We start from the raw sequence: 26,849 nt of genomic DNA on the forward strand, positions 1-26,849 counted from the left end.
CTCCCAGCGCGGAGCGGACGCCTCTAGCAACCCTCGGCCTATTCAGTGCAATCTTTTGTGTCCGGTGTGTTGCCCGGCTCACAGTCCACTACGTATCGTACCGAGTTAAAGAATATAGATTCTTGCTCTTCATGGAGGTGGCACGGTGGGCGAAGGTCCTGCGGCGAACACGGTGGCCGGGCACGAGCGACGCCCGGGGGGTCCGCTTGCCGGGATCACGGTCGTCGATCTGTCGAGCACGTTCCCCGGGGCGCAGGCGACGCAGTTCCTCGCCGACGCGGGCGCGGACGTCGTCCAGGTCGAGCCGCCTGGTGGCAGCCCGCTGCGCGACCGGGCCGCCTGGCCGGCCCTGGCCCGCGGGAAGCGGAGCATCAGCCTGGACCTGCATGCCGACGCCGGCCGAGCGACGTTGAACGGCCTGATCGCCACCGCCGACGTATTCGTCATGACCCTCCGGCCGCAGACGGCCGCCCGGCTGCGACTCGCCCCAGCCGACCTCGCCGCTCTCAACCCGCGCCTGGTCAGCGCGGCCATCACGGGGTTCGGCGCGTCCGGTCCCTGGGCCCACCTCAAGGGCTACGAGGGCATGGTGATGGCCAAGCTCGGCATGTTCCAGACGAAGAGCCGGATGGTCACACGGCCCGGGCCGGCCTTCGTGTCCGTTCCCTATGCGGGATGGGGCGCCTCACAGACCGCGGTCCACGGCATTCTCACCGCGCTCTTCGAACGCGCGTCGAGCGGCCGCGGCCAGCACGTCGAGGCGGACATGGTCCGCGGCGTCACCGCTCTTGACACCTGGACATGGTTCACCGAGATGGTCGGGCTCCGCTGGCCCGACGCCTACCAGAACGTCGAGGCGTTCACCGAAGACGGTGAGCCGCAAGCGCCACTGGTCTACCCGCTGCTCATCGCACCGACCAAGGACGGCCACTGGCTGCAGTTCGCGCAGACGGCCCCCCGGCTGTTCGCCGCCATGCTCAAGGAGTTCGGCCTGACGGAGATGCTGGCGGATCCGAAGTGGAAGGGGCTTCCGGTCCTGGAGACCCAGGAGCTGCGAACCGAGCTCTGGGAAATCATGATCAGGAAGGTGCAGGAGCGGACGCTCGCCGAGTGGCAGCAGGTCTTCGACACCAACCCCGACATCATGGCCGAGGTGTTCCGGGCCGGTCCGGATGTGCTGAACCATCCGCAGCTGGACCACGACCGGCGGGTGGCCGAGGTCGACGACCCGGAGTTCGGCCGGGTCGTCCAGCCGTCCACGCTCGTGCACGAGAACGAGATGCCGCTCAGCGCGCCCCGTCCCGCGCCACGTGAGGACGAGCATGGCGACGAGCTGCGGCAGAGGGCGGCGTCCGCGGCGCCCGCATCACCCGCGGCCGCCCCACCGGAGGCACCGCCGACGCTTCCGCTCGAGGGCCTCACGATTTTGGAGCTCGGGACGATGTTCGCCGGACCGTACGGTGCGACGGTCCTCACCGACTTCGGCGCCCGCGTGATCAAGGTCGAGGCGAAGGAAGGCGACGGCATCCGCAACATCGGTCCGTTCCCGGAGTCCGGTGGCGCGAAGGTGCTGCAAGGCAAGGAAAGCGTCGCGCTGGACCTCACGACGGAGGAAGGGCTGCGCATCGTTCGCGAGCTGGCCGCCAAGGCGGACGTGGTTCTGCAGAGTTTCCGTGCGGGCGCGGCAGAGCGCGCGGGTGTGGACGCCGAGGCGCTGCGCAGGGTCAACCCGGACCTGATCTACGTCAACGCGCCCGGCTATGGGACCGGCGGCCCCTCCGGCAAGCGGCCCGCCTACGCTCCCTCCATCGGTGCCGCTTTCGGGCTGGCGCTCACGGACGCACCGGACGCCGCGCACGCGACGGAGTCTCTGAGGGAGATCAAGGCCGGGGCCATGCGGCTGCAGACCGCGACCGCGGTACCGACCATGCAAGCCGACGGCATCGCGGCCCTCGGCGTCGCGTCCACGATCCTGCTCGGCGCGCTGGCCCGGCGGCTCGGCCGGCCGATGGGGCAGCTGACCGCCACCATGGTAGGGAGCGCGACGCATGCGATTCTGGAGCAGGTCGTCGACTACCCGGGGCGCGCGCCGGCGCCGGCGCCGGATCCGGACGGGCACGGGTTCAACGCGCTCTACCGGATGTACGAGGCCTCCGAAGGGTGGGTGTTCCTCGCGGCCCCCGAGCCCGGGGAATGGGAGCAGCTGGCGGCGGCGCTCGCCGGGGAGGCCGACCTCGGCGGCGAACGCTTCGCGACGCGGGAGGCGCGGCGCAGGAACGACGAGGCGCTGGCGGAAACGCTGGCCGGAGTGTTCTCGCGCCGGCCGGCCGGCGAGTGGGAGGCTCTTCTCACCAAGGCCGACGTCGGGTGCGTGCAGGTCACCGAACGGCTTCCGGAACTTCTCCTGCAGACCGACGAGGCGCTCGCGGCGGAGTACTGCGTCACGGCGGCCAACGCGATCTTCGATGAGCATCTGCGGATGGGACCGCTCGTGCGCTTCTCGCGTTCGGCGACCAGAGCCGAGGGCGGGTGCTCGGTCGGCGAGCACACCGATGCCGTGCTGAGCGAGCTCGGCTACGACGAGAGCGCCATCGCCGCCCTGCGCGAGCGCGGCGTCATCGGCTGACGCCGACGAGACCACTATTGACAAGATGGGTATCTATGCGCTAGGACTGAAAAAGCCGTTTTCACGCAAGCATGGACACACCGGGCCGACTCTCCTCTGGCCCGCCTTCTTGGAGCAGCGATGACCCTCACGCCGGCGACGCGCACCCTGCACCCGCGTCACGGGCTGCACGAGCCCACCTCGGGCACGCCCCCGCGGCTTCCCGGCTCGGTGCGCCGGACCAGTACCGTCGACATGCTCCGACCAGGCGGCCTGCGGGGCCCGTTGATCCTGGCCGGCCGGGGGCGCGACCTGCTCACAGACGCGGCCGGCGAGGCCCGCACCGTGTCGCAGGCGGGCATGCGCGCCGTTGTGGACTTCGTCGGCGGACGGTTCGTGCGGGAATTGAGCACTGATCCCGTCCGCCCGCTGGACTCCCTGATCGGCGTCCGAGCGAGCTCCGGGTTCCGGGGCCGGCTGGACGAGGCCGATCCGCACCTGGCCGCGGAGCATGATCTGCTCTATCTCCTGCTGGACGAGGTCCCGGTCACCACGCTGATCTCTGGGCAGGCGGTCAGCGCCGGGACCTCCGAGCAGGCGATGAAGGCGGAATTGGCGCGGCAGGGCACGATGCCGGGCCGCGCCGGCCGCCCGGGGTTCGTCGCCGGTCTCTGCGCCGGATTCGCCACCGGCGGGACGATCATGAATGGAATCGAGGCGACCGGACTGCCTCCGACCGTGACCGGCCCGACAGCACCCTCCCTCAGGGCCGAGGACGACCCAGACGCCTGGCACGAGACGGCTTCCCTGCCGCCGCACGGGATGCGTCGTGCCCGCCGGATCGACGTGGTTCCAGGCGAGCACGCGACCGTGGACGCGTTCTTCCGGGACTCCTACGTCCTTCCGGGCGGGCTCGAGACGGTCATCCACGAGTACACCCTGACCGCTGACGTCGAGGGCGGGGCCCTCACCAGATGCGAGGCTCGCGCCCGTGTCCTGCCGTGGGTGGAATGCCCGGCCGCCGTGGCGAGCGCCTCCCGGCTGGCCGGCGTCCCGCTCGCCGGACTGCGCAAGCACGTCCGCGACCGGTTCACCGGCACCACGACCTGCACGCACCTCAACGACATGCTGCGCGCCCTGGAGGACGTACCCGCTCTCCTGGACCGCGCAGTGAACCGCAACCACGACAACGAACGGAGGACCCGATGAGCGACACGCAGAAGATCTGGGCGAACTCGGGCGACTCGCATTTCCTCGAGCCGGACGAGCTGTGGCGCGAGTCCCTGCCCCCGAGGCTCGCCGAGCTGGTGCCGCGGACGGAGAAGGACCCCGACGGGCAGTGGGAGACCGTCCACATCGACGGGATGTCGTTCCGCCGCAAGCTGCCCACCGGCAAGGCGCTCGAGTTTCTCGAGGCGTCGCACCGTGCGCCCGGGGCGGCCGACATCACCAAGCGGCTACCGGACCTGGACCAGGAGGGCATCTGGTCGGAGCTGGTGTTCCCCTCGCTGGGAATGTGGAGCAGCTCCTTCCGGACTCCGGAGGTGCTCCGGGAAGCTCTGCGCGTGTCCAACGACTGGGCCTACGAGACGATCGACAAGTACTCGCCCAGGCTGATCAGCACCGCCCAGGTGTCCACGCTCGACATCGACGACGCGGTCACCGAGCTGAAGCGGTGCGCGGAGATGGGCTTCCGGGCGGTCTTCATGCCGGTCAGCCCGCACCCGCGGCAGAAGGACTACAACCAGGACGTCTGGGAGCCCTTCTGGGCGACCGCCGAGGAAGCCGGGATCGTGCTGGCGTTCCACATCGGCACCGACCCCATCGACCTGTCGAGCGGCGGCATGGCCGGCCAGGTCTACCGGGGCCCGGGCGGCGCCGTCCTCAACTACACCGAGACGACGTTCGGCGGGCAGCGCGCAGTGGTGAAGATGGTCGCCTCCGGCGCCCTGGACCGGCACCCGAACCTGAAGGTACTGATCTCCGAGGGCGGCGCCACGTGGGTGCCGTTCATCGCCGACCGGATCGAGGAGGGCTACCGCCAGCACGCGATGGCGGTGCGCCCGAAGCTGAAGCGCTCGCCGCGGGAGATCATTTACTCGCAGGTGTACGCCTCCTTCCAGCACGACGCCACGGCGGTCGCCGCCGCCCGGTCGATGGGCTACAGCAACGTCATGTGGGGCAGCGACTACCCCCACATGGAGGGGACCTACGGCCACACCCAGGAGACCCTCCACGGCCTGTTCGACGACGTGCCCTCCGCGCTGAAACACCGGATCACCGTCGGCGCCTTCACCGAACTGTTCCCAGGCGTGCCGCCGCTGCCGACGGCTGACGCGGTGGCGGTGTAGGGATGAGCGGCAACGTCATGCACGACTCGCCCACCGAGTTCCTCCACGACGTGGCGAGTGAGGACGGACGGTGCGTCGCCCAGTCCGTCATCCCCGTGGGCGACGGCGGCTACCGCTGCGCGTGCTCATGCGGCCGGTGGGACATCATCGCCCCCGGCCGGGCCGAAGGGCTGCGGCTGGCCCGCGTCCACACCGGCACGGAAGTGTGACGGGCGGCCTTCCGGCATGGTGAACAGCGAAACGGCCCCCGAGACCGCAAGGGTCCTGGGGGCCGTTTCGTCCTCCCGCCGGCGTTCAGGCCGTCTGCCGGCCGGCCGCCGTGAGACCGGCGACCACATCCCGCTTGACGATCTTTCCGGTGGGGGTTCGGGGCAGCTCGGTCCAGAGTGCGATCCGGTCCGGAGTGCGAGACCCGCGCAGCCTCTCGCGCGCGTATGCGCGCAGAGTCTCACTGTCCAGATCGGCGCCCGGGAGCGGCACGACGACCGCCTCGACGCGCTGGCCCCACTCCTCGTCCGGGACGCCGACCACGGCGGCGTCCGCGACCCCTGGATGGCGCAGCAGAACGTCCTCGATCTCGGCCGGTGCGATGTTCTCCGCACCGCGGATGATCGTGTCGTCGATCCTGCCCTCCACGAAAAGGTAGCCGTCCTCGTCCAGCCGGCCCCAGTCGCGGGTGTCGAAGAACCCGCGCTCGTCGACGGCGGGCCCGGATCCGGCGTACTCCCCCGACACCTGCTCGCCGCGCACGTAGATCCGTCCGGCCTCACCCGCCGGAACGGGCCGGCCCGCCTCGTCCCGGATCTCCACCTCGACCGACGGGACGGGCCGTCCGGCCGACGCGAGCCTCGCCCGGACCAGCGGGTCGTCCGACGTGATCGCGGCCCGGTGGTCCTCGGGCCCCAGGATCGCGATCGTGGAACTGGTCTCCGTCAACCCGTAGGCGTTGACGAAATCGATGTGCGGCCACTCCTTCAGGGCCCGCTCGATCACGCGCGGGGTCATCTTCGCCCCGCCGTAGGCGAGCGCGCGAAGGCTGGGAACGGAGCGGTCCACGCCGTCGGCGTCCACGATGCGGGCGAGCATGGTGGGAACCACCATCGCGTTGGTCACCGACTCGGCGCGCACCAGGTCGAGCCAGCCCTCGGGGCTGAAGTTCCGGAGGGTCAGGAACCGGCGTCCCGCGTACAGGTTGGTGAGCACGTTGGACACGGCCGCGATGTGGTACGGCGGAACGCTCATCAGCGATGCCTCATCATCGCCGGCCGCGGCGAACTCGACCGTTCCGAGCACGTACGACACCAGATTGCGATGGTGCAGCAGGACGCCCTTGGGGGCGGACGTGGTCCCGCTCGTGTAGATGATGACGGCGGGCGCATTGGGCGCATCGGGCGCGTCATCGGCGTCGTCCTGGTCGCCGATGCCCTTCTCAGCGGCCTGGGCGGCCTCGAGGATGAAGTCCTCCGGCGTCCGGACGGAGAGTCCCGCGCGGGTCAGCGCCTCGCTCTGCGCCTCGTCGGCGATGCCGTACGCGTTCGGGTGGTTGGCGAGCAGGGTCGCCAGCTGCTCGGCGCCGAGCCGGTAGTTCACCGGGACGAGCGGAACGCCCGCTCGCGCCGCGGTGAACATCGCCAGCGGGAACGCGGGGCCGTTCACCGCGAGGTAGACGACGGCCTCGGCACCGGCGGCGCGCACCTGCGCGGCGGCCGCCGCCGAGAGCTCTCGCAGCCGCGCGGCGGTGAGTCCGTCCTTCCGCGAGCCGATCACCGTCCGATCGCCGAATCCGTCCGCCGCCATGTCCAGCAGCATCGTCACGTTCATCGCATGCTCCACTCGCCGATCGGGGACTGGTCCGCCGACGCGTTCCCGGCCCCGAGTTCGGAATCGGTTACGGGCTCAGTCGGAGGCGGGCAGCGGCTTGGCGCCCTGGAGCACCAGCGGCGTCCCGTTGGCGGCCACCGTCCCCTCACCGGGCTTGGTGCAGAGCAGCTCGATGCCGAGTGCCTCCGCGGCGTAGCGCTTGCCGAGCTGGGTCCCCTCGCGCGCATCGTCGGCGGGGACACCGGACGGGGCGGGCGCCTGCTTGGCATCGACCATCTCAACGCCGCCGCAGGTCAGGGCCACTTCTTCGGCGGGGGCCCGGACGACGATCAACCTCGTCCCATCCACGGTGCTGGCGATCTGCTGACCTGGGCGAAGCTTCATGGGGTTTCCTCCACAGACGTACGTGCCCCCGCCCCGCCCTGACACGTCCGGGCAGGGCGGGGCGAGTACGGGGGTGGGCTCTCACTATAGGGCGACGACTTCGGAAAGTGGAGAGATGAGTATCTTCTTTTTACCGACCTCGACTCCCTTCGACCCCTGACTCTCGGGGTGTTGGCGATGAACGGTATAACGAATAGAGGCAACCGCCCCGTGCAGAGCACCGGCCGGTACACGGCACAGTGGAGGCATATGTGAGCCGCAACGCAACGCAGGTCGCGATCGTCGGAGTCGGCGCGACGCCGTACTACCCGCGCGGGCAGTCCGTTCCGCAGACGATCACGGAGCTGGCCGGCAAGGCGATCCTCGCGGCCTGCGAGGACGCGGGTCTCTCGGTCAAGGACATCGACGGGTTCGCCTACTACTCGGGCGCCGGCGCGGGATACGGCTCCCAGATGGACACGGCGGAGTTCATGGAGACCCTCGGCATCCCCGAGGTCACCTTCAGCGCCGCGCTGACGTCGGGCGGCGGCGGCTCGGCCGGCTCGATCGGCCTCGCCCGCGCGGCGATCCTCGCCGGGGACGCCACCGTCGTCGTCACGGTGATGGCCCTGCAGCAGGCCAGGCAGCGGCTCGGCAGCGTCTTCGCGGCCGCGGCGCCGAGCCCCATCAACTCGTTCCTTCAGCCGTCAGGGCTCTCCGGCCCCGGTCACCTGATGTCGGTGCTCACCCGCCGCCACATGCACGACTACGGGACGCGCCGCGAGGCGTTCGCCGAGATCGCCATGTCGCAGCGGCAGAACGCGAGCAACCGGGAGACGGCCCTCAAGCGCGAGCCGATGACCCTGGACGACTACTTCAACGCCCGGATGATCGCCGAGCCGCTGTGCCTGTTCGACTTCTGCCTGGAGACCGACGGCGCCGTCGCGGTGATCACCACGAGCCTGGACAAGGCGCGCGACCTCCGGCAGAAGCCCGTCCCGGTCATCGCCGCGGCCCACGGCGGCCACCGCGACTGGGGTCGAGCCTTCGCCTGGATGGGCATGCCCGGCGAGGCGTTCGCCTCATCCGGACACGCCCCGGTCGCCAAGCACCTGTACCAGCGCGCCGGGGTCGCGCCCACCGACATCGACGTCGCACTGCTCTACGACCACTTCTCACCGATGGTCCTCATGCAGCTCGAGGACTACGGCTTCTGCAAGAAGGGCGAGGGCGGCGAGTTCGTCGAGAGCGGCGCGATCCGCTACAAGGGCGGTTCGATACCGGTGAACACCCACGGCGGGCAGCTGTCGGAGGCCTACATCATCGGCATGACCCACATTCGCGAGGCCGTCGAGCAGATGCGCGGCACCGCCGTCAACCAGGTGGCCGGCGCGGAGCTGGCGCTGGTCTCCGGCGGCCCCGCGGCGCTGCCGGTCAGCGGGCTCATCCTCGGCCGGGACGCGTGAACAGCATGGGAGCGAACATGAAGGCACAGGCCCTTCCGGCCGACCGCGTGCGGATCACTACCGACACCTCGACCGAGCCGTTCTGGCAGGCGGCCAAGCAGGAACGGCTGGTCGCGCCCAAGTGCGCCGCCTGCGGAACGTTCCGGCTTCCGCCGACGCCGTTCTGCCCGGAATGCCAGTCGACCGAGGTGGACTGGACGGAGCTGTCCGGCCGCGCGACCGTCTTCAGCTTCTCCGTCGTCCACGGCTTCCCCGGCCTGCCGGACATCACCCTGGTCCCGGTCATCCTCGATCTGCCGGACGCTCCGGGTGCCCGACTGGTCAGCAACGTCATCGACGTGGAGCCGGAGAAGGTCGAGATCGGCATGGAGCTCGAAGTCCTGTTCTCGCCGATCTCCGACGGCTGGCTGCTGCCGCTGTTCCGCCCCGTGGCGCGCGGATGAGCCGCTACGGCACCGCAGGCTGGGGAGCCGGGAATGGGGACGACTCCGCTCCCGGTGGCCCCGAGTTCGCCGGCATGATCGAGTCGCTGCGCCTGCTCCACGACCGGATCACCGGTGCGGCTCCGCCACCGGAGCTGCTCAAGGAGATGACCCGGGCTTTCGAGGACCTGGCAGTGGAGCTGGGGCGCTACGCCGTCCCCGAGCGGGAGCAGATCACCGGGCACCGCATCGACCTGCCCGGACGGGGGCAAGCGCTCGTTCCCGTGTTCACGGTCGACGAGTCCGACGACGAGCATGTCCAGGGCAGTGTCCGGTTCGGCCGCTACTACCTCGGTGGCAACGGCGCCGCCCACGGCGGGGCGATCCCGTTGGTGTTCGACGAGATGCTCGGAAGGCTGGCCAACGCAGGCGGACGTCCCATCTCCCGCACCGCCTACCTTCGCGTCGACTACCGCAGCATCACCCCCCTGGATCGCGATCTGCACGCCGAGGCGTGGTTCGACCGCGAGGAGGGCCGCAAGCGCTTCCTCAGGGGTGTCATTCTCGACGGCGAGACCCTCTGCGCCGAAGCGGAGGGCCTGTTCGTGGCACTCAAGCCCGGACAGCCCTGACAGACGACGCAAGAGAGCGGCCGACGTGCCTTCACGTCGGCCGCTCTTCGTGTGCTGGAGGCAGATGGGTCTAGAAGGCGGAAAGAACCTCGCCGTACCTGGCCAGCGCCTCGGCCGTCGCGCTGACGCTGTCACCCGGGGGTTGGATGACGAACCAGGTGACCCCGGCCTCCACCAGGCGGCCCAGGTGCTCGCGGTGCTCCTCCGCTGAGCCGCCGGTTCGGAGCCAGCCGCTCTGCGGAGTCTGGACCTGAACGTCCAGGCGAGCGTCCTTGCCTTGTATGTCGGCGGCCATGTCGCGGACGGACGAGATGGCCTGGGCCAGTTCCTTCACGCTGCTCAGCGCTCGGGTGCGCGTAGTGCGGGACAGGGTCTCGTCGATGAGCAGGGGGCTCCACCCCTGGTGTTCCGCTGCACGCCGGCGGGCTCGCGCGCTGTTCCCACCGATCCAGATCGGCGGGCCGTCCGGCTTCTGGACGGGCCGGGGGAGCGGGGCGATCGCATCGGCTTCGAAGGCACCGCCCTGGAACGTGTAGGGAGTCTGCGTCCAGGCGCCCCGTAGCACCTCCAGGGCCTCATCGAACAGGTCGTTGCGGTTCTCGAACGGAACGCCGAGCGCCTTGAACTCCGACTTCATGTAGCCGGCACCTGCAACGAGCGTCATCCGCCCGCCCGACAGCACGTCCACGGTCGCGACGCTCTTCGCCGTCAGGAACGGATTTCGATAGGGCAGGACGAGAAGGTAGGAGTGGAGCCGCAGCCGCTCGGTCACCGCGGCGCAGAAGGAAAGCGCCGCGGTGACGTCCAGCGCCTCGTGGCCGCCCGCGTCCAGCCACCGTTTGGACGGGGCCGGGTGCTCGGTGAAGGCGATGGCGTCCAGCCCTGCGTCTTCAGCGGCCGTGGCGATCCGGCGCATGCCTTCGGGTGCGAGCAGGCTCGGATCGTAGCCTCGGACACTGACCGGGTAGTCGACGGTGACACGAATCCTTCGGGTCATTCGGTGTCTTCCTGGTCACCGACGCCGTAGCGGACGAGTTCGTGCCGGACCATTCCGTCCAGATCCGTGGCCGGGGGTGCGGGCAACTCGACCCTGGGGGCGCTCCGGGACGGCAGGAGGACGACCGCGGTGCCGGGAGTGGTGGTCTCGCCGCGCTGGTTCTCGCACCAGACCTCGAGGTGCACCTCGTTCCGGCCGTCCTGCCGGACCTTGTCAACGACCTTTCCGCGCACCCATGTCACGTCACCGATGTAGTTGAACTTCCGGTGCTCGCAACGCAGCTTCCACAGCCAGGCGTCGTCGCCCATCCAGTCGGTGATGATGTGGCAGAGCCACGTCTCGCGCATGCCTCCGTAGTCGTAGGAACTCGGGAGGCCGAGTTCCTGGGCGCGCTTCGGTTCCCAGTGCAGCCGCTGCACGGTGTCGGGGATGTTGAGGTCGTTCGGCGGGTAGAGACCGGGCGCCTTCCGGCGGATGCGGTGGGCCAGGCGGAACGACCCGGGCGGGGTGAGCTGCATGCCCCAGCCGAGATGCCAGACCACGACGTCGGTGGTGGTCAGCGGGCCTTTGACCCGCGGCTGCAGTTCATCACCGATTCGGACGTCCTCGAAGTGGCGCGGCTCGGCCCCCCGGCGGGTCTCGGCCGCGTAGGCGGCGTCGATCTCGGCCAGTTGTTCAGGTGTGTAGGGCTCCTGGACGAGCTTCTCCTTGGCCACCTTCTTGGAGGTGTGCCGCTCGGCGTTGATCCAGGTGCCGCGTCTGACCGCATGCAGATCGCCGGCACCATTGGTGTAGATGTAGTCGTGGGTGATGTGGACGGTCCGCTTGCCGAACCTGCTCGGCTTCGGCTGGACGCCCACCTGCGCCTGCAGGACCCTGCAGCGATCGCCCTGCTCCAGGGGACGCCACCACTCGAACTCCATGACCGCCTGGTAAGAGCCGAGCCCGGCGAAAGGATCACCCTTCAGCAGCGCCTTGGTCTCTGGAGACGGCTTGGGGGCCGCGTCCTCACCCATCGTGTACAGGAAGGTGGGCGGTGCGATCAGCTTGCCCCACCGGGAGGACGCCGCGTACCCGGGGTCGCAGTACAGAGGGTTGTCGTCACCGTATCCGAACGCGAAATGCCGGACGCCGTCCCACGTCACCTCGTAGTTGTGAGGCGGGTTGTGCTGCGGCTGCGGAACGCCGAGGCGCTTTCGTGACTGCTCGATGGCCTCATCGGTCAGTATCCCGAACTGCTGCCGAGTTGGCGCCTTCTGGAAAGATTCCTTGGTTCTCATAGCTAAAGAGTATCCTCATTACAGGTCGAGGTCATGAGCGAGGCGGCATTGCCGGGTCGCGGGGCAGGCCGAGCACCTGCTCGGCGATGGTGTTGCGCTGGATCTCGGCGGTACCCGCCCCGATGGTGGAGGCGCGGGTGGCCAGCCATCCGCCCGTCCACCGGCCGCGCTGCACCGTGTCAGGGTCATCGCGTCCGAGCAGCCCGAACGGGCCGAGCAGCTCGACTGCGAACTCGTGCAGTTCCTGCTCGAACACGCTGTTGTAGAGGCGGGACACCGAGGATGTGGGGCCGGGTTCGCCGGTGGCGACGATCGAGGCGATCGTCCGGGCCGCGTGCGCGTTCATCACCCGGACGCGCACATCGAAGTCGGCGAGCCTGCGGCGGATGCCGGTGTCCGCGACGGCGCCGCGCTCGCGGGCCAGCGCGATCAGTTCGTCCACGATCCGGCGGTAGAACGCGGCCTGGTTCAGCGCTCCCGCCGAACGCTCGTGGCCGAGGGTCGTCCGGGCGATGCGCCAGCCCTCGTTCTCCTCCCCCACGCGCTGCGACACGGGCACCCTGACCTCGTCGAAGAAGATCTCGCAGAAGTGCTCGCCGCCGGTGATGTCGCGGATCGGACGGACGGTCACGCCAGGAGCGTGCGCGTCGATCAGCAGGTAGCTGATGCCCTTCTGCCGCGCCTCCTGGGTGCCGGTCCGGACGAGCACGAACAGCATGTCGGCCTTCTCGGCGTTGGTGTTCCACACCTTCTGGCCGTTCACCACGTAGTGGTCGCCCTCGCGGCGGGCGGTCGTGCGCAGACCGGGCAGATCGGAGCCGGCCTCGGGCTCCGAGAAACCCTGCGCCCACACGATGTCGGCGCGCAGCGTCGCGCGCAGATACTTCTCCTTCTGCTCGGGCGTTCCGTACTTGATGATCGTCGGTCCGACCATCTCCCAGCCGGTCCCTGGCATCGCCGGCAGCCGGTACCTGGCCATCTCCTCGTGGTAGATGACCTGCTGCTCGAACGGCAGGCCCATGCCTCCCGCGTCACGAGGCCAGGCAGGCCCGGCGAAGCCGTGGTCGTACTTGGTCGCCGCCCACGCCTTGGCGAAGGCCAGTCGTTCGGCCGCGCCCTTCGGCGCCCTGCCCGGCGCGTGCTCCTTCAGGAACGCGCGCAATGACTCGCGGAACTCGGTGTCGTCAGACATTCACGGCCCCTTCCGTGGTCTCGGCCGTCCCCATTCCGGTGAGCCGCGCGAGCCGCTCGCGGTGCCAGTCGGCCGTACCGAAGAGCAGCTCGTCGGTCTTGGCGCGCTTGTAGAACAGGTGCGCATCGTGCTCCCAGGTGAAGCCGATGCCGCCGTGGACCTGTATGGCGCCTGCCGCGACCTCCGTGTACGCACGCGAACAGCAGACCTGGGCGCTCGTGGCGGCGACGGCCAGATCCTGAGGGGCGCCATGCGCGGTGAGCGCAGCGAGGTAAGTGGCGGAGCGCGCCGCTTCGACCGCGACCATCATGTCGGCGCAGCGGTGCTTCACCGCCTGGAAGCTCCCGATGGGACGTCCGAACTGGTGACGGGTCTTGGCGTAGGCGACAGCCGTGTCGAGGCACCACTGCGCTCCCCCGGCCTGCTCTGCCGCGAGGGCGATCCGAGCCCGGTCCAGCGCGGTCTCGACCACGGACGGATCGGACGACAGCAGGCGAGCGGGCACGGATGCGAAGTCCAGCCGGGCCATTCCCCGCGTCAGGTCGACGGCTTCGTGCGCGCGACGGGACAGCCCGGCGGCATCGCCGGAGACCGCGAAGAGCGCCGTCCCGTCATCGGTGCGGGCGGTGACGAGGACCAGGTCGGCGATCGCTCCGTCCAGCACGAAGTACTTGGTGCCATCGATGATGTGGCCGTCGCCAGTCCGCTTCGCACGGGTGTGGACCGCGCCGGTCTCCCAGGTGCCCTCGGCCTCGACGAACGCCAGCGTCGCGACCGTGGAGCCATCTGCGATACCCGGCAGGAACTCCGCCCTTGCGTCCTCGCCCTCACAGGCCAGCAGCGCCGGCACGACCAACCCGGCAGTCGCCAGCATCGGCCCGCCGGCGAGCGAACGGCCGAGTTCCTCGAACGCCACGCACATTTCAGCCGCCCCGAAACCCGCGCCGCCGTACTCCTCGGGAACGGCGAGCCCCTGCACGCCGATCTCCGTGGCCATGCGCCGCCACAGCTCCGGGGCGTGCCGGTCCTCGGTGGCGATCAGGCTCCGCCTGTCGGCATGTTCGTCCAGGAAGGCGCGCAGCACGGCGCGTAGTTCCTCCTGCTCGGGGGTGAATCCGATCTCCACGCTGTTCCTCCTGGTCAACGGCCGGTGAAGACCGGGGGGCGATGGCCGAGGAAGGCGCGCACGCCCTCCTTGAAGTCGTCGCCTCGCAGGCTGAGCTCGACCGTGCGGGCCTCCGCCGCCAGGGCGCGCGGCAGGTCGGAGGTCAGATGGTCCGACACCAGTGCCTTGGTGAGCGCATGGACGAGCGTCGGCCCGGCCGCCAACTCGACCGCGAGGGCCTCCGCCGCCCCCGGCAGTTCCTCTGCTCGGACCACGTCCCCGATCAGCCCCCACTCCAGCGCCTGCGGTGCCGGGACGACCGTCCCGCGGATCAGCATCCGTTTCGCGCGCGCCACTCCGATGAGCCTCGGCAGCAGGTAGGTGGCGCCGCTGTCGGCGGTGAAGCCCCGCTGCGCGAACGGGTGGGCGAACGAGGCCGTGTCGGCGGCCACCACGAAGTCGGTCGCCAGCGCGATGTTCAGCCCGAGTGCGGCCGCCCGGCCCTGCACCGCCGCGACCGTCGGCGCCGGGAAGTCCCACAGCGTCTGGATCAGCCGGTGCGCAGTCGCGGCCAGTGAACGGATCATCGAGCCGAGCGGCGGCTTGCCGGCCCCCGGCGCATTGGCGGTCACCAGGTCCGCGCCGGCGCAGAAGTTCCGTCCCTCCGCGTCGATGAGCACGGCCCGCACGTCGCCGGTCGCCGCCGCACGTTCGAGGACGTCGAGCAGAGCGGTCATGTCCTCGCGGCGCAGGGCGTTCGCCTTTCCTGGGCGTGCCAGGGTGATCCGCAGGACGCCCTCGGTGAGGACGGAACGGATCGCGCCGCCCTCATCGGCCGTCATCGCCGGTCCTCGCGCAGCAGTTCGCCGTGCCGTGCCATCATCTCGATCGCCTTGCGCTGCAGGTCGGCGGGAACCTCCGGCAGCAGCGCCGGGCCCTGCTCACGGCTCGGCACGGCGACGGTCGCGGTGCCCTTCATCGTGTCCTCGCCGCGCTGGTTGGTGGCCTTGAACGCGATGTCGACCAGGCACCGGCCCTCCCGATCGTCCTTCGCCGTGACCTCGCCCGACAGGAACTGGGTGTCGCCCTGGTAGTTGAACTTGCGGATCTCGTCGTGCTGCGCGACGACCCAGGCGTCGTCGCCGGCCCAGTCCGTCAGGTAGTGGTGCGCCCAGCACTCGCGGAGGACGCCGTAGTCATAGGCACGGGGGTTGCCGATGGCCCGCGCCCAGGCGGAGTCCCAGTGGACGCGCTGCGCGACGTCCGGCACCCCGTAGTCGTTCTTGATGTAGAAGGGGGCGATCCGCTGCCGGTTCCGGTAGGCGAGCCGACCGGTCTTCAACCCGTACGGGACGAAGCCGTAGCCGCCGGCATGGAAGACCACCATGTCGGTGGTGGTCAGCGGGCCCTTGACCATCGGCGGGAGCTCCTCGCCGACCTTGATGTCCTCGAAGTAGCGCGGCTCGCGGCCGCGCGGCTTCTCCGCCGCGTAGATCTCGTCGATCTTGGCGAGGTCCTCGTCGGTGTAGTTCGGCTCCTCGATGTTGCTGTACTTGCCGCGCTCGCGGGCCTTCTTGCGCTCGGTGTAGATGACCAGGGTGCGGTAGACGCCGACGACCTCGGCGTTCCCGTTCATCTTGACCTCGCGGTTCACCTTGACGACCGACCGTCCCGCGAACTCCGAGCGCTTGACCTCGACCGACTCCAGGCCTCCGAAGCTGTAAAGGGTGTCGCCGGGCCGGATCGGCCGGTACCACTCCCACGTGCCCCCGGACACGAAGGCGTGGATGCCGCGGTAGCTGCCGCCCCGCTCCTGCTTGGACGGCCGCTCACCGCGCAGCGGGGCGTTCAGGATCGCCGCCATGATCGGCGGAGCGATCTGCCCACCCCAGCGGGTGCCCCGCCCGTACTCCGGGTCGGTGAACAGCGGGTTGTCGTCCCCGTAGCCGTTGGCGAAGTTGCGGATGGCCTCCGGCGTCGCGGTGCCGAGGAACTCCTGCGACCGGCTCGCCCAGTCGCGGCCGACGATCGCGCGGTCCTTGTCGATGTCGGCGTCGTTCAGCTCGGCGGAGGTCGCCTGCTCGAACTCCTCCTTGGTGCGCTCATCGGTCGTCTCGCTCATCGGGCGGTCCTTTCGGTGACGAAGAGGGCCCGGACGTCCGGGCGGCTGATCTTCATGGACGGGGTGCGCGGCAGCTCGTCCACGATCTTGATGTCGGTAGGCAGGTGGTAGCGGGCGAGCCGACCTGCCAGCCAGTCGCGGAGTTCCACGGCCTCGGCCGGGGCACGGAGACTGACCGCGGCGACCGGAACCTCGCCGAGCCGCTCGTCGGGCAGTCCGACGGCGCAGGCGTCGGTGACCGCCGGATGCGCTTTGAGCGCGTCCTCGATGACGCTCGGAACGATCTTGAACCCGCCCCGGTTGATGGCGTCGTCGGCACGGCCGTGGATGAACAGGAAACCGTCCGTGTCCAGGGAGGCCAGGTCGGTGGTGCGCGTCCATCCGGCGCCCGGGAGTTGGCCTCCGCGCGCCTCCAGGACACCGATCTCGCCGGTGCCCAAGGGCGCTCCGCTCTCGCGGTCGACAATGCGCAACTCGATGCCCGGGTGCGGGCGCCCGACACTGCCCTTCTTCAGATGGCCCCATTCACTGCGCAGTTTCAGATGCCAGCCGGCGATGGCACCGGCGAACTCCGTGGCGCCGTAGTTGGTCAGCACGGGAACGCCGTAGCGGGCCTCGAAGCGCTCGGCCTCGGAGGGGTCCAGCGGCGCGGTGCCGGACAGGACCCCGCGCACACCGTCGAACACGTCGAGCGGAACGTCGGCGTCCATGACCATGCGCATGGCCGCCGGCGGCAGCCCGACGATCTTGGGACGGTACTCGCGGACGAGGGCCGTCCAGATCTCGACGTCGAACCGTTCCATCAGCGCCGTGGCCCGGCCCTCCAGGACGGCGCTCACGGCGAAATAGAATCCGCCGATGTGCACGAGGGACGCCCAGAGGATGCCGGTCTCGGGGCGCAGGCGCGCCTCCGCGTCCATCGCGGCGCCCGTGCCGGCGGCGTTGAACGCCGCGGTGAACCGGTCGTAGGTCAACTCGACCCGCTTGGGCTTGCCGGTGGTCCCGCTGGTGAGCATCAGGATCGCCACGTCGGAGGCCTCGGCCGGGCGCGGATCCGGAGTCCAGGCGGCCGCGTGCCGGATGAGGGCGCGGGCGTCACCGGTCTCGATCGCGACCGACCCCACCCCCCGCGCCGCTGCGGCGATGCCCTCCCTGGCCCAGTCCTCCGGATCCGCGATGACGGCCTGCGGTGCGAGTTCCGCGATGTCCTCGGCCAGTCCGGAGTCCCCGTGGAACGGGCTGAGCGTGATGACCTCGCGGCCCGTCGCCAGCACGGCGATCAGTGCCGCCACGTGAGCGGGACGGTTGCGCAGCACGATGCCGATGCGCCTTGCGCCCGTCCCGTCCAGCAGATGCTCCAGATCCTCGATCGCCTCGCGGTAGAAGGACCACGAGTAGGTCCGATCACCGAATGTGAGGGCGGTCGCCGAAGGATCGATGGCGATCATCCGGCACAGTCGAGCGGACAGAGGCCGCCCGCATTCGGGGCCGACGTCGTTCATTGCTTCCCTTCGTTCGAGCACCCGGACCGACTCCCTGGGGCGCGCAAGCCTTGCCAGCAGGGAGGCGAGTCCGGTGTCGCGCGGATTCGGGCCGACGTACGGCGAGACTCCCAGCACCTCCCCGGCCGGGGGGAGCTCGTCCGGCTGGTCGTCGACGAGGACGGCGGGAGTGTGCTCCGGCGGCAGGTCGGGCAGGACCCAGCGGCCGTCCCCGTCCCGCCGTTCCTTGTCATGCACGGCCGCGACGTATCCGGCGATGCCCGCCCCGTCCGCGCGGCGGCGCGCGTAGTCGGCACCGCCCGCGCTCCACAGCAGCACGGGCACGCCCCGCTCGGCCAGACCGCTGAGCAGTTCCTTGGCCAGCGGGCGCAGGGACGTCCCGGTCACGGAGTCCAGGAGAGTGCCGTCCACGTCGAACAGCCATGCCGTCGGGGTCAGTTCGTCCACTCAGCCCACATCCACATAGATGACTTCGTGAACATAGATTACTTGGTCCAGAGGAAGTACGGGCGCGGGGCTATGTCCTCCGGCGCGAAGATCGGCTGCTGCGAAGCGTGGACCGAAGCCGTCAGAGCGGCGGCCCGCGGGTTCTGGCTCAGCGGGAAGGCGACGCCGCGCTCGACGGTCTCCTTCTGCAACCGGCTGATCAGAGGCTTGCGAGCATCGTCGTCCGTCATCGCGCGCGCCTTGTCGTAGACGCTCTCAAGGTCGGCGAGGTCCTTCAGCCCGAAGGAGTTGTAGATGCCGTTGTTGGAGATGGTCCGGCTCCACCACTGGTACGGGTCGATGGAGGTCGGCACGAAGTAGCCGGCCGGGAAGCGCCCCTTGCGGACCTCCGCCGTGTACTGGCCGTCGGCGACGTCGGTGATCTTCATCGTGATGCCGCCCTCCTTCAGCAGCTGCGCGATGGTCTCGTTCATCTGCCGTATGACCGGGGCGTTGCCGACCTCGAAGGTGAAGCCGTTCGGATAGCCGGCCTGGGCGAGCAACTGCTTGGCCTTCGCGATGTCCGGCTTGTTCAGCCCATCGAGCGAGGCGTCGTACCAGCGCGAGCCCGGCGCCGCGAAACCACCGCTCTTGGCGTCGCCCTTGCCCGACAGCAGCGCCTTGTTGTAGGCGTCCCGGTCCAGCAGCAGACCGATGGCCTGCCTGACCTGCGGCTTGGCGAAGGCCGGCACCTTCTTCCCGCCGCGGTCCATGATCAGGAACGTGCCGGTGAAAGTGAAGTCGGACAGCACCCTGAGGCCGGCGGCCTGGGCCGGCTGCATCTGGCCCGGTTGCAGCGTCCCCATGACATCGATCTGGCCGGTCTGCACGGCGTTCAGCCGGGCGTTGTCCTCCTGAATGATCTTCACATCGATCGTCTGCGCCCGGACGGCCGCCTTGTTCCAGTAGTTCGGGTTCGCCTTGTAAACGTGCTCGGCGCCCTCCTTGTGGGCGTCCTTCTGCCAGATCCAGCCGCCGCTGCCGGCCGCCGTGCGGGTCAGGTCGGTGCCGTCCTTGATCGCCTTCGGGCTGACCATCGCTCCGGCGACCGTGGACATGCTGTAGGGGAAGTCGGGTTGCGGTTCGGAGAACGACACGTCCACCGTTGCGGTGTCCACGACCTTCACCGAGGCGATCGGTGCGTAGATGTTGGTGTACGGGCCGCCGGTGACCTTCCTCGCCCGGTCGAGGTTGAGCTTGACGGTCTCGGCGTCGAACTTCGAGCCGTCATGGAAGGTCACATCGGTGCGGAGCTTGAACTCCCAGGTCCTGGGGTCGGGCTGGGACCAGGACGTCGCCAGCCACGGCTTCGGATCGAAGTTGCCGTCGACGGCCGTGAGGGTGTCGTACTCGGGAAAGATCAGCGCACCGTTCTGGGTGGTGGTGCGCGCCGGATCCATCGACGGCGTCTCCTGCCAGGCGGCGAAGCGCAGCGTGCCGGTGGGCGAGGCGGGCGCACCGGCGGTGTCGACCAGCGGACCCGAGGCTCCGCCTCCGGTCGTGCCGCCGCCGCAGGCGGCCAGTACGAGGGCTGCCGCGAGCGCGATGGCCGTCGTCAGCGCCCGGCCCTTTGCCGGGTTCCGGATCGTCATGTCTCCTCCGGGGTGGTGGGTGAACCGCCGTGCAGATGGCAGGCCACTCGGCCGCCGCCCGTGACGGGGGTCCAGTCGGGGAAGGATTCGGTGCACACCGGCATCCGGTGAGGGCATCGCGAGGCGAACGGGCATCCGGTCGCCGGGACGGCGCCCGTGGGGGCGGGTGCGCCCAGTTCTCGTCGCCGGCGCCGCTGTATTCGCTGCCGTGCCGGGTCGGGGTCCGGGACGGCCGCCAGCAGTGCCTCGGTATAGGGGTGCGCCGGAGACTCGCAGATCCGGTCGGCCGGGCCCTCCTCCACGATGCGGCTCCGGTACATCACGGCGATGCGGTCGCAGGCGTGGCGGACGACGGCGAGGTCGTGCGCGACGAACAGGTACGCCACGCCGGTGCGCTCCTGTACGTCCTCCAGGAGGTTGACGACCTGGCTCTGAACCGACACGTCCAAGGCGCTCACCGGCTCGTCCAAGACGATCAGCTTCGGCTCGACCGCCAGCGCGCGGGCGATCGAGACCCGCTGCCGTTGCCCGCCCGACAGCTCGTAGGGGTAGCGGCGAAGGTGATGGCCGGCGAGCCCGACCTGCTCCAGGAGCGCGGCCACGCGCCGGTCCCGTTCCGTTCCGCGCAGGCCGAAGTGGACGGCCAGGGGCTCGGCCAGGATGTCACCGATCACCTTGGTCGGATCGAGGGAACCCAGCGGGTCCTGGAACACGGCCTGCACAGCACGGCGGTACCCGAGCGGAACCCGCCGGCCGAACGCGCCGACCGTGAACCCGGCGGCCTCGATCGTGCCGCCGGACGGTCGCAGCAGCCGGAGAATCGCTCGTGCCGTGGTGGTCTTGCCGGATCCCGACTCACCGACCAGTCCGAGCGTCTCCCCGCCGGCGAGATCGAGGTCCAACCCGTTGACGGCGACCACCTTGCCGGGCCGCCGCCAGGGCGCGCTGCGGCGTCCCGGGAACGTGACGGTCAGGTTCCGCACCCGCAGCAGCTCGGCGTCGCGCGCGGTGCCATCGCCTGTCGTGATCGTCATGGCTTCTTCTCGATCCGGACGGACGCCAGGGGCGCGGCGGACGGCTCGCCGGCGAGAGCACGCACGCCGGTCAGGGTGAGGTCGTGGGACCGAACGCACCGGGCCGCGCGGTCCCGTCCTCCTGCCGCCAGCTCGATCGGGCCGGCCGAGCATTCCGGCCGGGCGTGCGCGCATCGCGGCGCGAATCGGCAGCCTTCCGCCCAGGCGCTCGGTGGCGGGACAACGCCCGGGATCGAGGGCAGCCGGCCCGCGCGGCGCACGTTGCGCGGCAGGGAGGTCAGCAGCCCTTCGGTGTACGGATGGGACGGCCGGCGGAAGACCTCCTCGGTGGGCCCGCACTCGACGAGCTGCCCGGCGTACATCACGGCGACACGATCCGCGACGTCGGCGACCACGCCGAGGTCGTGTGTGATCACCAGAATGGACATGCCGGTCTGCTCCCGCAGCTCCAGGAGCAGGTCGAGCACCTGGCCCTGGACGGTGACGTCCAGGGCGGTGGTCGGCTCGTCCGCGACCAGCAGGCGGGGCCCGCTGGCCAGGGCCATCGCGATCATCACGCGCTGCGCCATGCCACCCGAGAACTGGTGCGGATAGTCACCGAGGCGCGCGGCCGGGTCCGGTATGTGCACCTGCCCGAACAGGCTCACCACGCGTTCCCGTGCCTGCGCCCGGCTCAGGCCCGCGTGCTCGCGGAGTACCTCGGCGACCTGGTCGCCCACCGTGTACGCGGGGTTCAGGCTGGCGATCGGCTCCTGGAAGACCACGCCGATCTCGCCGCCGCGCACCTTGCGCAGCTCGTCGAAGCTCAGCCCGGCCAGGTCGCGGCCGTCCAGCCGGATGGACGCCGCCCGCACCCGTCCCGGATCGGGAACGAGGCCGAGCAGCGACATCGCCGTGACGCTCTTTCCACTGCCGGATTCGCCGACCAGGCCGACGATCTCTCCCCTGCCGACGTCCAGGGACATGCCCTGCACGACGGCGACCCGTCCCGCGCCCGGCTGCGGGAACGAGACGGTGAGATCGCGGACGCTCAGCACCGGGTCGTCCACGAAGACGCCCGCCGGTGGGGCCTCCCCCTGGCCGGCGGCCTTCAACACCGGGTTCACGCCCATCGAACCGGCTTTGGCCTCGCGCGCGAACAGGTCGCGTATCCCGTCGCCGACCTGGTTGAACGCCAGCACCGTGAGCAGAATCGCGAACCCTGGCGGCAGCGCCAGGAAGAAGCTCTCGCGGATGCTCGCCTGCGCGTCCGACAGCATCGAGCCCCAGCTTGCGTCCCCGGCCTGAGCGCCGAGGCCCAGGAAGGACAGCGTGGCCTCCGCGATGATCGCTCCGGCGATCATCAGGGTGATCTGCACGATCAGCGGCGGGGTGATGTTGGGCAGAATGTGCCGGAACACGATCCTGCCGCTCCCGGCGCCGGCCACCCGGACCCCGTCGACGTAGAGTTCCTCGCGGGCGGCCAGCGCCTCGCCGCGGACCAGCCGCACCAGGGTCATCGCGTAGACGACACCTACGACGGCCATGGACTTCCACAGGCCGGGCCCGAGGACGGAGATCAGCGCGATGGCGAGCACCAGGAACGGCACCGACATGACGCCCTCGACGATCCGCATCAGGATCCGGTCGGTCCAGCCGCCGAGGTAGCCCGACAGCAGCCCGAGCGGGATACCGACCACCGCGGCGATTCCGACCGCCTCGACGGCCGACAGCAGCGCGGTTCGCGCCCCGTACAGCACGCGGGAGAGCACGTCCCTGCCGAGTTTGTCGGTGCCCAGCCAATGGTGGGCGGACGGGCCGAGCAGCCCATCACGGATGTCGCCCTTGAGCGGGTCGGAGGGAGCTATCAAGGGGGCGAGCACCGCGCAGAGCACGACCACCAGAACGACCGCCGCCCAGAACAGCGTGGCCTTCGAATGCAGGAGCCGTGCGGTGATCCTTGCTCCGGAGCGGTCCGGAGCAAGGACCGCTCCGGCCGTCCCGGTCGCGAGCGCCTCGGTCATATCGCACGCACCTTGGGATTGAGCCATGCATAGGACAGGTCGAGCAGCACGTTGACGAGGACGACCACGATGACGGTGAGCACGACGATCCCCTGGATGACGTCGGGATCGCGGCGCAGCACCGCATTGATCGCCAGCTGCCCGAGGCCGGGCATGGCGAACAGCCGCTCGATGACGATCGAGCCGCCGAGCAAGGTCGTCACCTGGAACGAGACGACCGTGACGATCGGCACGGCCGCGTTCTTCAGCGCGTGCTTGAGAACGACACGGCGCTTGGACAGGCCCTTGCTCAGCGCCGTCCGCACGTACTCCTGCTGGAGGACTCCGATCATGCTGGACCTGGTCTGCCGGGAGATCGCCGCCGCGGCGATCAGGCCGAGCGAGATGGAGGGCAAGGTCAGGCTGCGCAGCCAGCCGGCGGGGTCCTGGTCGATCGGGACGTACCCGATGGACGGGAACCAGGGCAGCCTGATCGCGAACGCGAAGATCAGCAACAGCCCCAGCCAGAATCCGGGCACCGCCTGCCCGACCGTGGCGACCAGGCTGATCGCCTTGTCTCCGGCGCGGCCCGCGCGCAGCGCGCTCCATATCCCCGATGGCACGCCGAGCAGCAGACCCACCAGCAGCCCGCCGAAGGTCAGCGAGAGCGTGACGGGGAGCGCCTGCATCAGCGAGGTCGCCACGTCGGCCTTGGTGTAGAGGGACCGGCCGAGATCACCGTGGACGGCTCCGGACAGCCAGTCGGTGTACTGCTCCAGCACGGGACGGTCCAGGCCCAGCTCGGCGCGGACCGCCGCGACCTGAGCGGCGGACGCGTCGGGCCCGACGATGTTCTCGGCCGGGTCCACGTCGGACAGCTGGCTGAGGAAGAAGACCCCCGTCGCCACGAGGAAGACCAGCGGGATCATCGCGAGCAGCCGGATGATGACCGTCCTCAGCATGGCCCGTCTCCCGCCACGACCGCGAGGGCGTCCACCGCGACGGCGCCCGAGGGGCCGACGATCAGCGGGTTCAGCTCGAGCTCGCGGACCTCGGGATGGCGCCGGACGATCTCGCCGAGTTTGACGAGCACACCCGCCACGCCCGCGGCCTGCTCGCGCGTGAGCCCGCGGACCGCGCCGACGAGGCGCCCTCCGGCAAGCTCTCCGACCAGCCGCTCCGCCTCCGCCTGGCCGACCGGAGCGAGCCCCAGCCGCCTGTCCTTGGTGATCTCGACGAGCGTCCCGCCGAGCCCCACCGTGACGACCGGCCCGAAAGTCGGATCGGTGAACAGACCACAGACCAGCTCCAGGCCAGGCTCGGCCATCCGCTGCACCAGGATCTCCGCGGCGGACGCGCCATCCGGGCGCAGCGCCTCCGCGACATCGCTGAGCTGGTCGAACGCCACCCGGATGGCCTCGGAATCCGACAGACCGATGCGAACGGCACCGTGCTCGGTCTTGTGCGCGAGCCAGTCGGCGCTGAGCTTCATCACGACCCGGCCGCCGAGTTCGCCCGCGGCGGCCACCGCCTCCGCCGCGCCGGTCACGATCCGTTCGGGCGGCACCGGAATGCCGACCTCGGTCAGATAGCGTCGGGAGACGTGCTCCGCCAGCGGGCGCGGCCGCGCATCCGGCTCCGGAACACCGCCCTCCGGGCGCGCGGGCTCCTGCAGCAGCCGCTCGCGGCTCTCCTGGTACCGGGCCAGCTCCCCCATCGCGCGGATCAGCAGATTAGGGTCGTGGCAGGCCGTCACACCGCGTCCCATGAGGTCGCGCGCGACGTCCGGCTGACCCGCCCACACCGCGAAGGGCTTGGCAGTGGCCTCGTGCGCCGCCTGCATCGTTTCGCGGAGCTGGGGCCCCAGGCCCCGCGCGGCACCCGCGACGACCACCATGTCGTAGTCCGGGGCCCCCGCGACCTTGGTGAACAGCTCGCGAAGCATCGACTGGTCGTTGACGATCTGCGCGGTCGGATCGATGGGGTTGGCGATCGACCCGAACGACGGCACCAGCGACGTGAGTTCGCCCTCCAGTGCCCCGGCGGGCCGCGGCATTTCCAGACCGGCGCTTTCGGCGGCATCGGCCATCAGTACACCTGCACCGCCGCTGGAGGTGATGACCGCCAGGCGCCGGCCGCGCGGGCGGCGGCCGGCGGAGAAGACACGGGCGAACTCCACCAGTTCGGCCGGTCCGTCCACCCGGATGATGCCCGCCGCCTCGAACGCGGCCGACACCACGTCGTCGGCGGACGACAGCGCGCCGGTGTGGCTCGCCGCGGCACGGGCACCGACCTTCGACCGGCCCGTACGGACCGCGAGGATCGGCTTGCCCAGTTCCACCGCCCGACGTGCCGCGGCCATGAGGGTCCCGGGTTTGCGCACTCCCTCCATGAAGAGGGCGACGACCTGCACGTCGGGCTGTTCGACGAGATGTGCGACCATCTCGCCACATGTCACGTCCGCCTCGTTGCCCGTGGCGAGCATGTAGGAGACTCCCAGCCCGGACTGCTGGGCGGTCTCGAACATCCCCATGCCGAAGCCGCCGCTCTGGCTGACGATGCCGACGTTCCCGGTCTCCTGCGGGACGCCGGTGATGGTGGAGAAGACGGCGCGGAGCCCGACCGTCAGGTTCATGATGCCGATGCAGTTCGGGCCGCAGATCCGCATGCCCGCCCCGCTGCCGATCGCCACGAGCTCGTCCTGGGCGCGGCGCCCTTCCTCGCCGACCTCGCCGAAGCCGGCCGACAGGACGAGCAGCGCGCCGACGCCGCGTGCGGCGGCGTCCCGGGCGATCTGCGGGACCGCGGGGCCCGGCGCGGCGACGATGGCGAGGTCGACCGGCTCGGGGACCGCGGAGATGTCGGGGAAGGCCTCCAGGTCCTGGACGGTGCTGCGGGAACTGTTCACCGGGAAGATCCCGCCGCCGTAGGTCTCCTTGAGACGGGCGAGGATGCGCCCGCCGATGCGCGCCGGCTGGTCGGAAGCGCCGACCACCGCGATCGAGCGCGGCGAGACGAGCGGAGTGAGGGTGGTCGGGCGGGCCGGCGTCTCGGTCGCCGTTCGGGTCACGGTTGTAACTCCTTCATGCGCTGCTGGGAAGGGTGCCGGGCGCCGCGAGGGGCGCGGTCGGCTCGGCGGAGGGCCGTTCAAGCGGGTTCCGTCCCGGCGGACGCCGCGCGGCTCCCGCGTTCGGCATTGCGGCGCGCGGCGAGTTCGGTGAACTCAGGGCGGTCGAGGCTCTCGTAGACGAGCTGCTGGGAGCGCTCGTAGGCGGACGGCCAGTCCTGTTCCCAGGCGGAGTAGACCTGGTCTCGCATCCGTGCCAAGGAGTACGCGGAGTTGGCGGCGAGGGCGGCGGCATAGGCGAGGGCCCGGTCGAGCAGTTCGTCGGCGGGAACGATCCACTGGACGAGGCCGATGCGTTCGGCCTCGCCTGCCCCGATGACGCGGGACGAGCAGAGCATGTCCATGGCCCGCGCCGTGCCGACCAGGCGGGTCAGCAACCAGGCCGTGCCGCCCTCCGCGGTGAGCCCGAGCCGGGCGAACGCGGTGGTGAACTTGGCCTCGGGCGCAGCGAACCGGATGTCGGCCATGAGCGCATGAGCCATTCCGATTCCGGCGACGGCGCCGTTCACGGCGGCGATGAGCGGCTTGCCGAGCCGCAGCGCCCGGTCGAACGGAACTTTCTGGTTCTGCATGCGCGACCGCATCGCCGCGGCGTTCAGCCCGTCCAGGGCGGTGAAGTCGGCGCCGGCGCAGAACGCCCGGCCGGCTCCCGTGACCACGATGGCGCGGACGTCCGCGTCGTGGTCCGCGCGGTCGAGGGCCTCCAGGTACGCCTCGCGCATCTCCGGTGTGAAGGCATTGAGGCGACTCGGCCGGTTGAGCGTGATCAA

The 26,849-nt window shown here is 70.3% G+C and carries 22 protein-coding genes; 7 read left to right on the top strand and 15 right to left on the bottom strand.

Annotated elements, in window-relative coordinates:
• Window positions 1-145 precede the first annotated feature (145 nt).
• The 4 genes from F8568_RS50270 to F8568_RS10735 all read left to right on the top strand — a co-directional run bounded on the left by F8568_RS50270 (window position 146) and on the right by F8568_RS10735 (window position 5,165).
• Window positions 146-2,626, top strand: coding sequence for a CaiB/BaiF CoA transferase family protein (locus F8568_RS50270; protein ID WP_202124776.1), 2,481 nt, complete (start codon window positions 146-148; stop codon window positions 2,624-2,626).
• Window positions 2,627-2,746: 120 nt separating this feature from the next.
• Complete coding sequence (locus tag F8568_RS10725) at window positions 2,747-3,814, top strand: DUF2889 domain-containing protein (RefSeq protein WP_151593381.1); 1,068 nt, start codon at window positions 2,747-2,749, stop codon at window positions 3,812-3,814.
• Window positions 3,811-4,956, top strand: coding sequence for an amidohydrolase family protein (locus tag F8568_RS10730; RefSeq protein WP_151593382.1), 1,146 nt, complete (start codon window positions 3,811-3,813; stop codon window positions 4,954-4,956). Before F8568_RS10725 ends, F8568_RS10730 begins: the two co-directional genes overlap by 4 nt.
• A 2-nt stretch (window positions 4,957-4,958) precedes the next feature.
• Window positions 4,959-5,165, top strand: a complete 207-nt coding sequence (locus F8568_RS10735) for a hypothetical protein (RefSeq protein ID WP_151593383.1) — start codon at window positions 4,959-4,961, stop codon at window positions 5,163-5,165.
• An 85-nt stretch (window positions 5,166-5,250) separates the two neighbouring features.
• Here the strand turns inward: F8568_RS10735 and F8568_RS10740 are convergent, their stop codons facing one another.
• On the bottom strand, window positions 5,251-6,777 hold the full coding sequence (locus F8568_RS10740) for a class I adenylate-forming enzyme family protein (protein ID WP_151593384.1): 1,527 nt from the start codon (window positions 6,775-6,777) through the stop codon (window positions 5,251-5,253).
• 75 nt (window positions 6,778-6,852) lie between these two features.
• The gene (locus F8568_RS10745; RefSeq protein ID WP_151593385.1) at window positions 6,853-7,161 is read right to left on the bottom strand and encodes a hypothetical protein; all 309 of its coding nucleotides are present in this window, start codon (window positions 7,159-7,161) and stop codon (window positions 6,853-6,855) included.
• A gap of 251 nt (window positions 7,162-7,412) precedes the next feature.
• Between F8568_RS10745 and F8568_RS10750 the strand changes: the two genes are divergently transcribed.
• The 3 genes from F8568_RS10750 to F8568_RS10760 all read left to right on the top strand — a co-directional run bounded on the left by F8568_RS10750 (window position 7,413) and on the right by F8568_RS10760 (window position 9,660).
• On the top strand, window positions 7,413-8,606 hold the full coding sequence (locus tag F8568_RS10750) for a thiolase C-terminal domain-containing protein (protein ID WP_151593386.1): 1,194 nt from the start codon (window positions 7,413-7,415) through the stop codon (window positions 8,604-8,606).
• Window positions 8,607-8,623: 17 nt separating this feature from the next.
• On the top strand, window positions 8,624-9,049 hold the full coding sequence (locus F8568_RS10755; protein ID WP_202124777.1) for a Zn-ribbon domain-containing OB-fold protein: 426 nt from the start codon (window positions 8,624-8,626) through the stop codon (window positions 9,047-9,049).
• A 74-nt stretch (window positions 9,050-9,123) separates the two neighbouring features.
• Window positions 9,124-9,660 carry a hotdog family protein gene (locus F8568_RS10760; protein ID WP_151593387.1) on the top strand — a complete coding sequence of 179 codons (537 nt, stop codon included), beginning with the start codon at window positions 9,124-9,126 and terminating at the stop codon, window positions 9,658-9,660.
• A gap of 70 nt (window positions 9,661-9,730) precedes the next feature.
• On the opposite strand, the gene F8568_RS10765 is transcribed toward F8568_RS10760, so the two are convergent.
• The 13 genes from F8568_RS10765 to F8568_RS10825 all read right to left on the bottom strand — a co-directional run bounded on the left by F8568_RS10765 (window position 9,731) and on the right by F8568_RS10825 (window position 26,849).
• Window positions 9,731-10,657: an LLM class F420-dependent oxidoreductase gene (locus tag F8568_RS10765; RefSeq protein ID WP_202124778.1), complete on the bottom strand. Its 927-nt coding sequence runs from the start codon at window positions 10,655-10,657 to the stop codon at window positions 9,731-9,733.
• A complete protein-coding gene (locus tag F8568_RS10770; RefSeq protein WP_151593388.1) occupies window positions 10,654-11,937 on the bottom strand; it encodes an FAS1-like dehydratase domain-containing protein in 1,284 nt (427 codons plus the stop codon). The genes F8568_RS10765 and F8568_RS10770 overlap by 4 nt, the downstream gene beginning before the upstream one ends.
• Window positions 11,938-11,968: 31 nt before the next feature.
• The gene (locus F8568_RS10775) at window positions 11,969-13,129 is read right to left on the bottom strand and encodes an acyl-CoA dehydrogenase family protein (protein WP_151593389.1); all 1,161 of its coding nucleotides are present in this window, start codon (window positions 13,127-13,129) and stop codon (window positions 11,969-11,971) included.
• The gene (locus F8568_RS10780; RefSeq protein WP_151593390.1) at window positions 13,122-14,255 is read right to left on the bottom strand and encodes an acyl-CoA dehydrogenase family protein; all 1,134 of its coding nucleotides are present in this window, start codon (window positions 14,253-14,255) and stop codon (window positions 13,122-13,124) included. The genes F8568_RS10775 and F8568_RS10780 overlap by 8 nt, the downstream gene beginning before the upstream one ends.
• A 14-nt stretch (window positions 14,256-14,269) precedes the next feature.
• On the bottom strand, window positions 14,270-15,076 hold the full coding sequence (locus F8568_RS10785; RefSeq protein ID WP_151593391.1) for an enoyl-CoA hydratase/isomerase family protein: 807 nt from the start codon (window positions 15,074-15,076) through the stop codon (window positions 14,270-14,272).
• Window positions 15,073-16,356, bottom strand: coding sequence for an FAS1-like dehydratase domain-containing protein (locus tag F8568_RS10790; RefSeq protein ID WP_151593392.1), 1,284 nt, complete (start codon window positions 16,354-16,356; stop codon window positions 15,073-15,075). Before F8568_RS10790 ends, F8568_RS10785 begins: the two co-directional genes overlap by 4 nt.
• A complete protein-coding gene (locus tag F8568_RS10795; RefSeq protein ID WP_202124780.1) occupies window positions 16,353-18,305 on the bottom strand; it encodes an AMP-binding protein in 1,953 nt (650 codons plus the stop codon). The genes F8568_RS10790 and F8568_RS10795 overlap by 4 nt, the downstream gene beginning before the upstream one ends.
• A 38-nt stretch (window positions 18,306-18,343) precedes the next feature.
• Entirely contained in the window at window positions 18,344-19,936 is a 1,593-nt protein-coding gene (locus F8568_RS10800) for an ABC transporter substrate-binding protein (protein ID WP_160573575.1), read from the bottom strand.
• The gene (locus tag F8568_RS10805; RefSeq protein WP_151593394.1) at window positions 19,933-20,970 is read right to left on the bottom strand and encodes an ABC transporter ATP-binding protein; all 1,038 of its coding nucleotides are present in this window, start codon (window positions 20,968-20,970) and stop codon (window positions 19,933-19,935) included. Before F8568_RS10805 ends, F8568_RS10800 begins: the two co-directional genes overlap by 4 nt.
• Entirely contained in the window at window positions 20,967-22,973 is a 2,007-nt protein-coding gene (locus F8568_RS10810) for a dipeptide/oligopeptide/nickel ABC transporter permease/ATP-binding protein (RefSeq protein WP_160573576.1), read from the bottom strand. Before F8568_RS10810 ends, F8568_RS10805 begins: the two co-directional genes overlap by 4 nt.
• The gene (locus F8568_RS10815) at window positions 22,970-23,914 is read right to left on the bottom strand and encodes an ABC transporter permease (RefSeq protein ID WP_151593396.1); all 945 of its coding nucleotides are present in this window, start codon (window positions 23,912-23,914) and stop codon (window positions 22,970-22,972) included. The genes F8568_RS10810 and F8568_RS10815 overlap by 4 nt, the downstream gene beginning before the upstream one ends.
• Window positions 23,908-26,022, bottom strand: coding sequence for an acetate--CoA ligase family protein (locus tag F8568_RS10820; protein ID WP_160573577.1), 2,115 nt, complete (start codon window positions 26,020-26,022; stop codon window positions 23,908-23,910). Before F8568_RS10820 ends, F8568_RS10815 begins: the two co-directional genes overlap by 7 nt.
• A 77-nt stretch (window positions 26,023-26,099) precedes the next feature.
• Window positions 26,100-26,849 carry an enoyl-CoA hydratase-related protein gene (locus tag F8568_RS10825; RefSeq protein WP_160573578.1) on the bottom strand — a complete coding sequence of 250 codons (750 nt, stop codon included), beginning with the start codon at window positions 26,847-26,849 and terminating at the stop codon, window positions 26,100-26,102.

Origin of the sequence: Actinomadura physcomitrii (assembly GCF_008923205.2) — a bacterium.
In the GTDB taxonomy this organism is placed as follows: Bacteria; Actinomycetota; Actinomycetes; order Streptosporangiales; family Streptosporangiaceae; genus Spirillospora; species Spirillospora physcomitrii.

Excerpts from the sequence above, each read along its gene's own strand:
- F8568_RS10725 (WP_151593381.1), top strand. The coding sequence starts at position 2,747 with ATGACCCTCACGCCGGCGACGCGCACCCTGCACCCGCGTCACGGGCTG.
- F8568_RS10730 (WP_151593382.1), top strand. The coding sequence starts at position 3,811 with ATGAGCGACACGCAGAAGATCTGGGCGAACTCGGGCGACTCGCATTTC.
- F8568_RS10735 (WP_151593383.1), top strand. The coding sequence starts at position 4,959 with ATGAGCGGCAACGTCATGCACGACTCGCCCACCGAGTTCCTCCACGAC.
- F8568_RS10740 (WP_151593384.1), bottom strand. The coding sequence starts at position 6,777 with ATGAACGTGACGATGCTGCTGGACATGGCGGCGGACGGATTCGGCGAT.
- F8568_RS10745 (WP_151593385.1), bottom strand. The coding sequence starts at position 7,161 with ATGAAGCTTCGCCCAGGTCAGCAGATCGCCAGCACCGTGGATGGGACG.
- F8568_RS10755 (WP_202124777.1), top strand. The coding sequence starts at position 8,624 with ATGAAGGCACAGGCCCTTCCGGCCGACCGCGTGCGGATCACTACCGAC.
- F8568_RS10760 (WP_151593387.1), top strand. The coding sequence starts at position 9,124 with ATGATCGAGTCGCTGCGCCTGCTCCACGACCGGATCACCGGTGCGGCT.
- F8568_RS10765 (WP_202124778.1), bottom strand. The coding sequence starts at position 10,657 with ATGACCCGAAGGATTCGTGTCACCGTCGACTACCCGGTCAGTGTCCGA.
- F8568_RS10770 (WP_151593388.1), bottom strand. The coding sequence starts at position 11,937 with ATGAGAACCAAGGAATCTTTCCAGAAGGCGCCAACTCGGCAGCAGTTC.
- F8568_RS10775 (WP_151593389.1), bottom strand. The coding sequence starts at position 13,129 with ATGTCTGACGACACCGAGTTCCGCGAGTCATTGCGCGCGTTCCTGAAG.
- F8568_RS10785 (WP_151593391.1), bottom strand. The coding sequence starts at position 15,076 with ATGACGGCCGATGAGGGCGGCGCGATCCGTTCCGTCCTCACCGAGGGC.
- F8568_RS10790 (WP_151593392.1), bottom strand. The coding sequence starts at position 16,356 with ATGAGCGAGACGACCGATGAGCGCACCAAGGAGGAGTTCGAGCAGGCG.
- F8568_RS10800 (WP_160573575.1), bottom strand. The coding sequence starts at position 19,936 with ATGACGATCCGGAACCCGGCAAAGGGCCGGGCGCTGACGACGGCCATC.
- F8568_RS10805 (WP_151593394.1), bottom strand. The coding sequence starts at position 20,970 with ATGACGATCACGACAGGCGATGGCACCGCGCGCGACGCCGAGCTGCTG.
- F8568_RS10810 (WP_160573576.1), bottom strand. The coding sequence starts at position 22,973 with ATGACCGAGGCGCTCGCGACCGGGACGGCCGGAGCGGTCCTTGCTCCG.
- F8568_RS10815 (WP_151593396.1), bottom strand. The coding sequence starts at position 23,914 with ATGCTGAGGACGGTCATCATCCGGCTGCTCGCGATGATCCCGCTGGTC.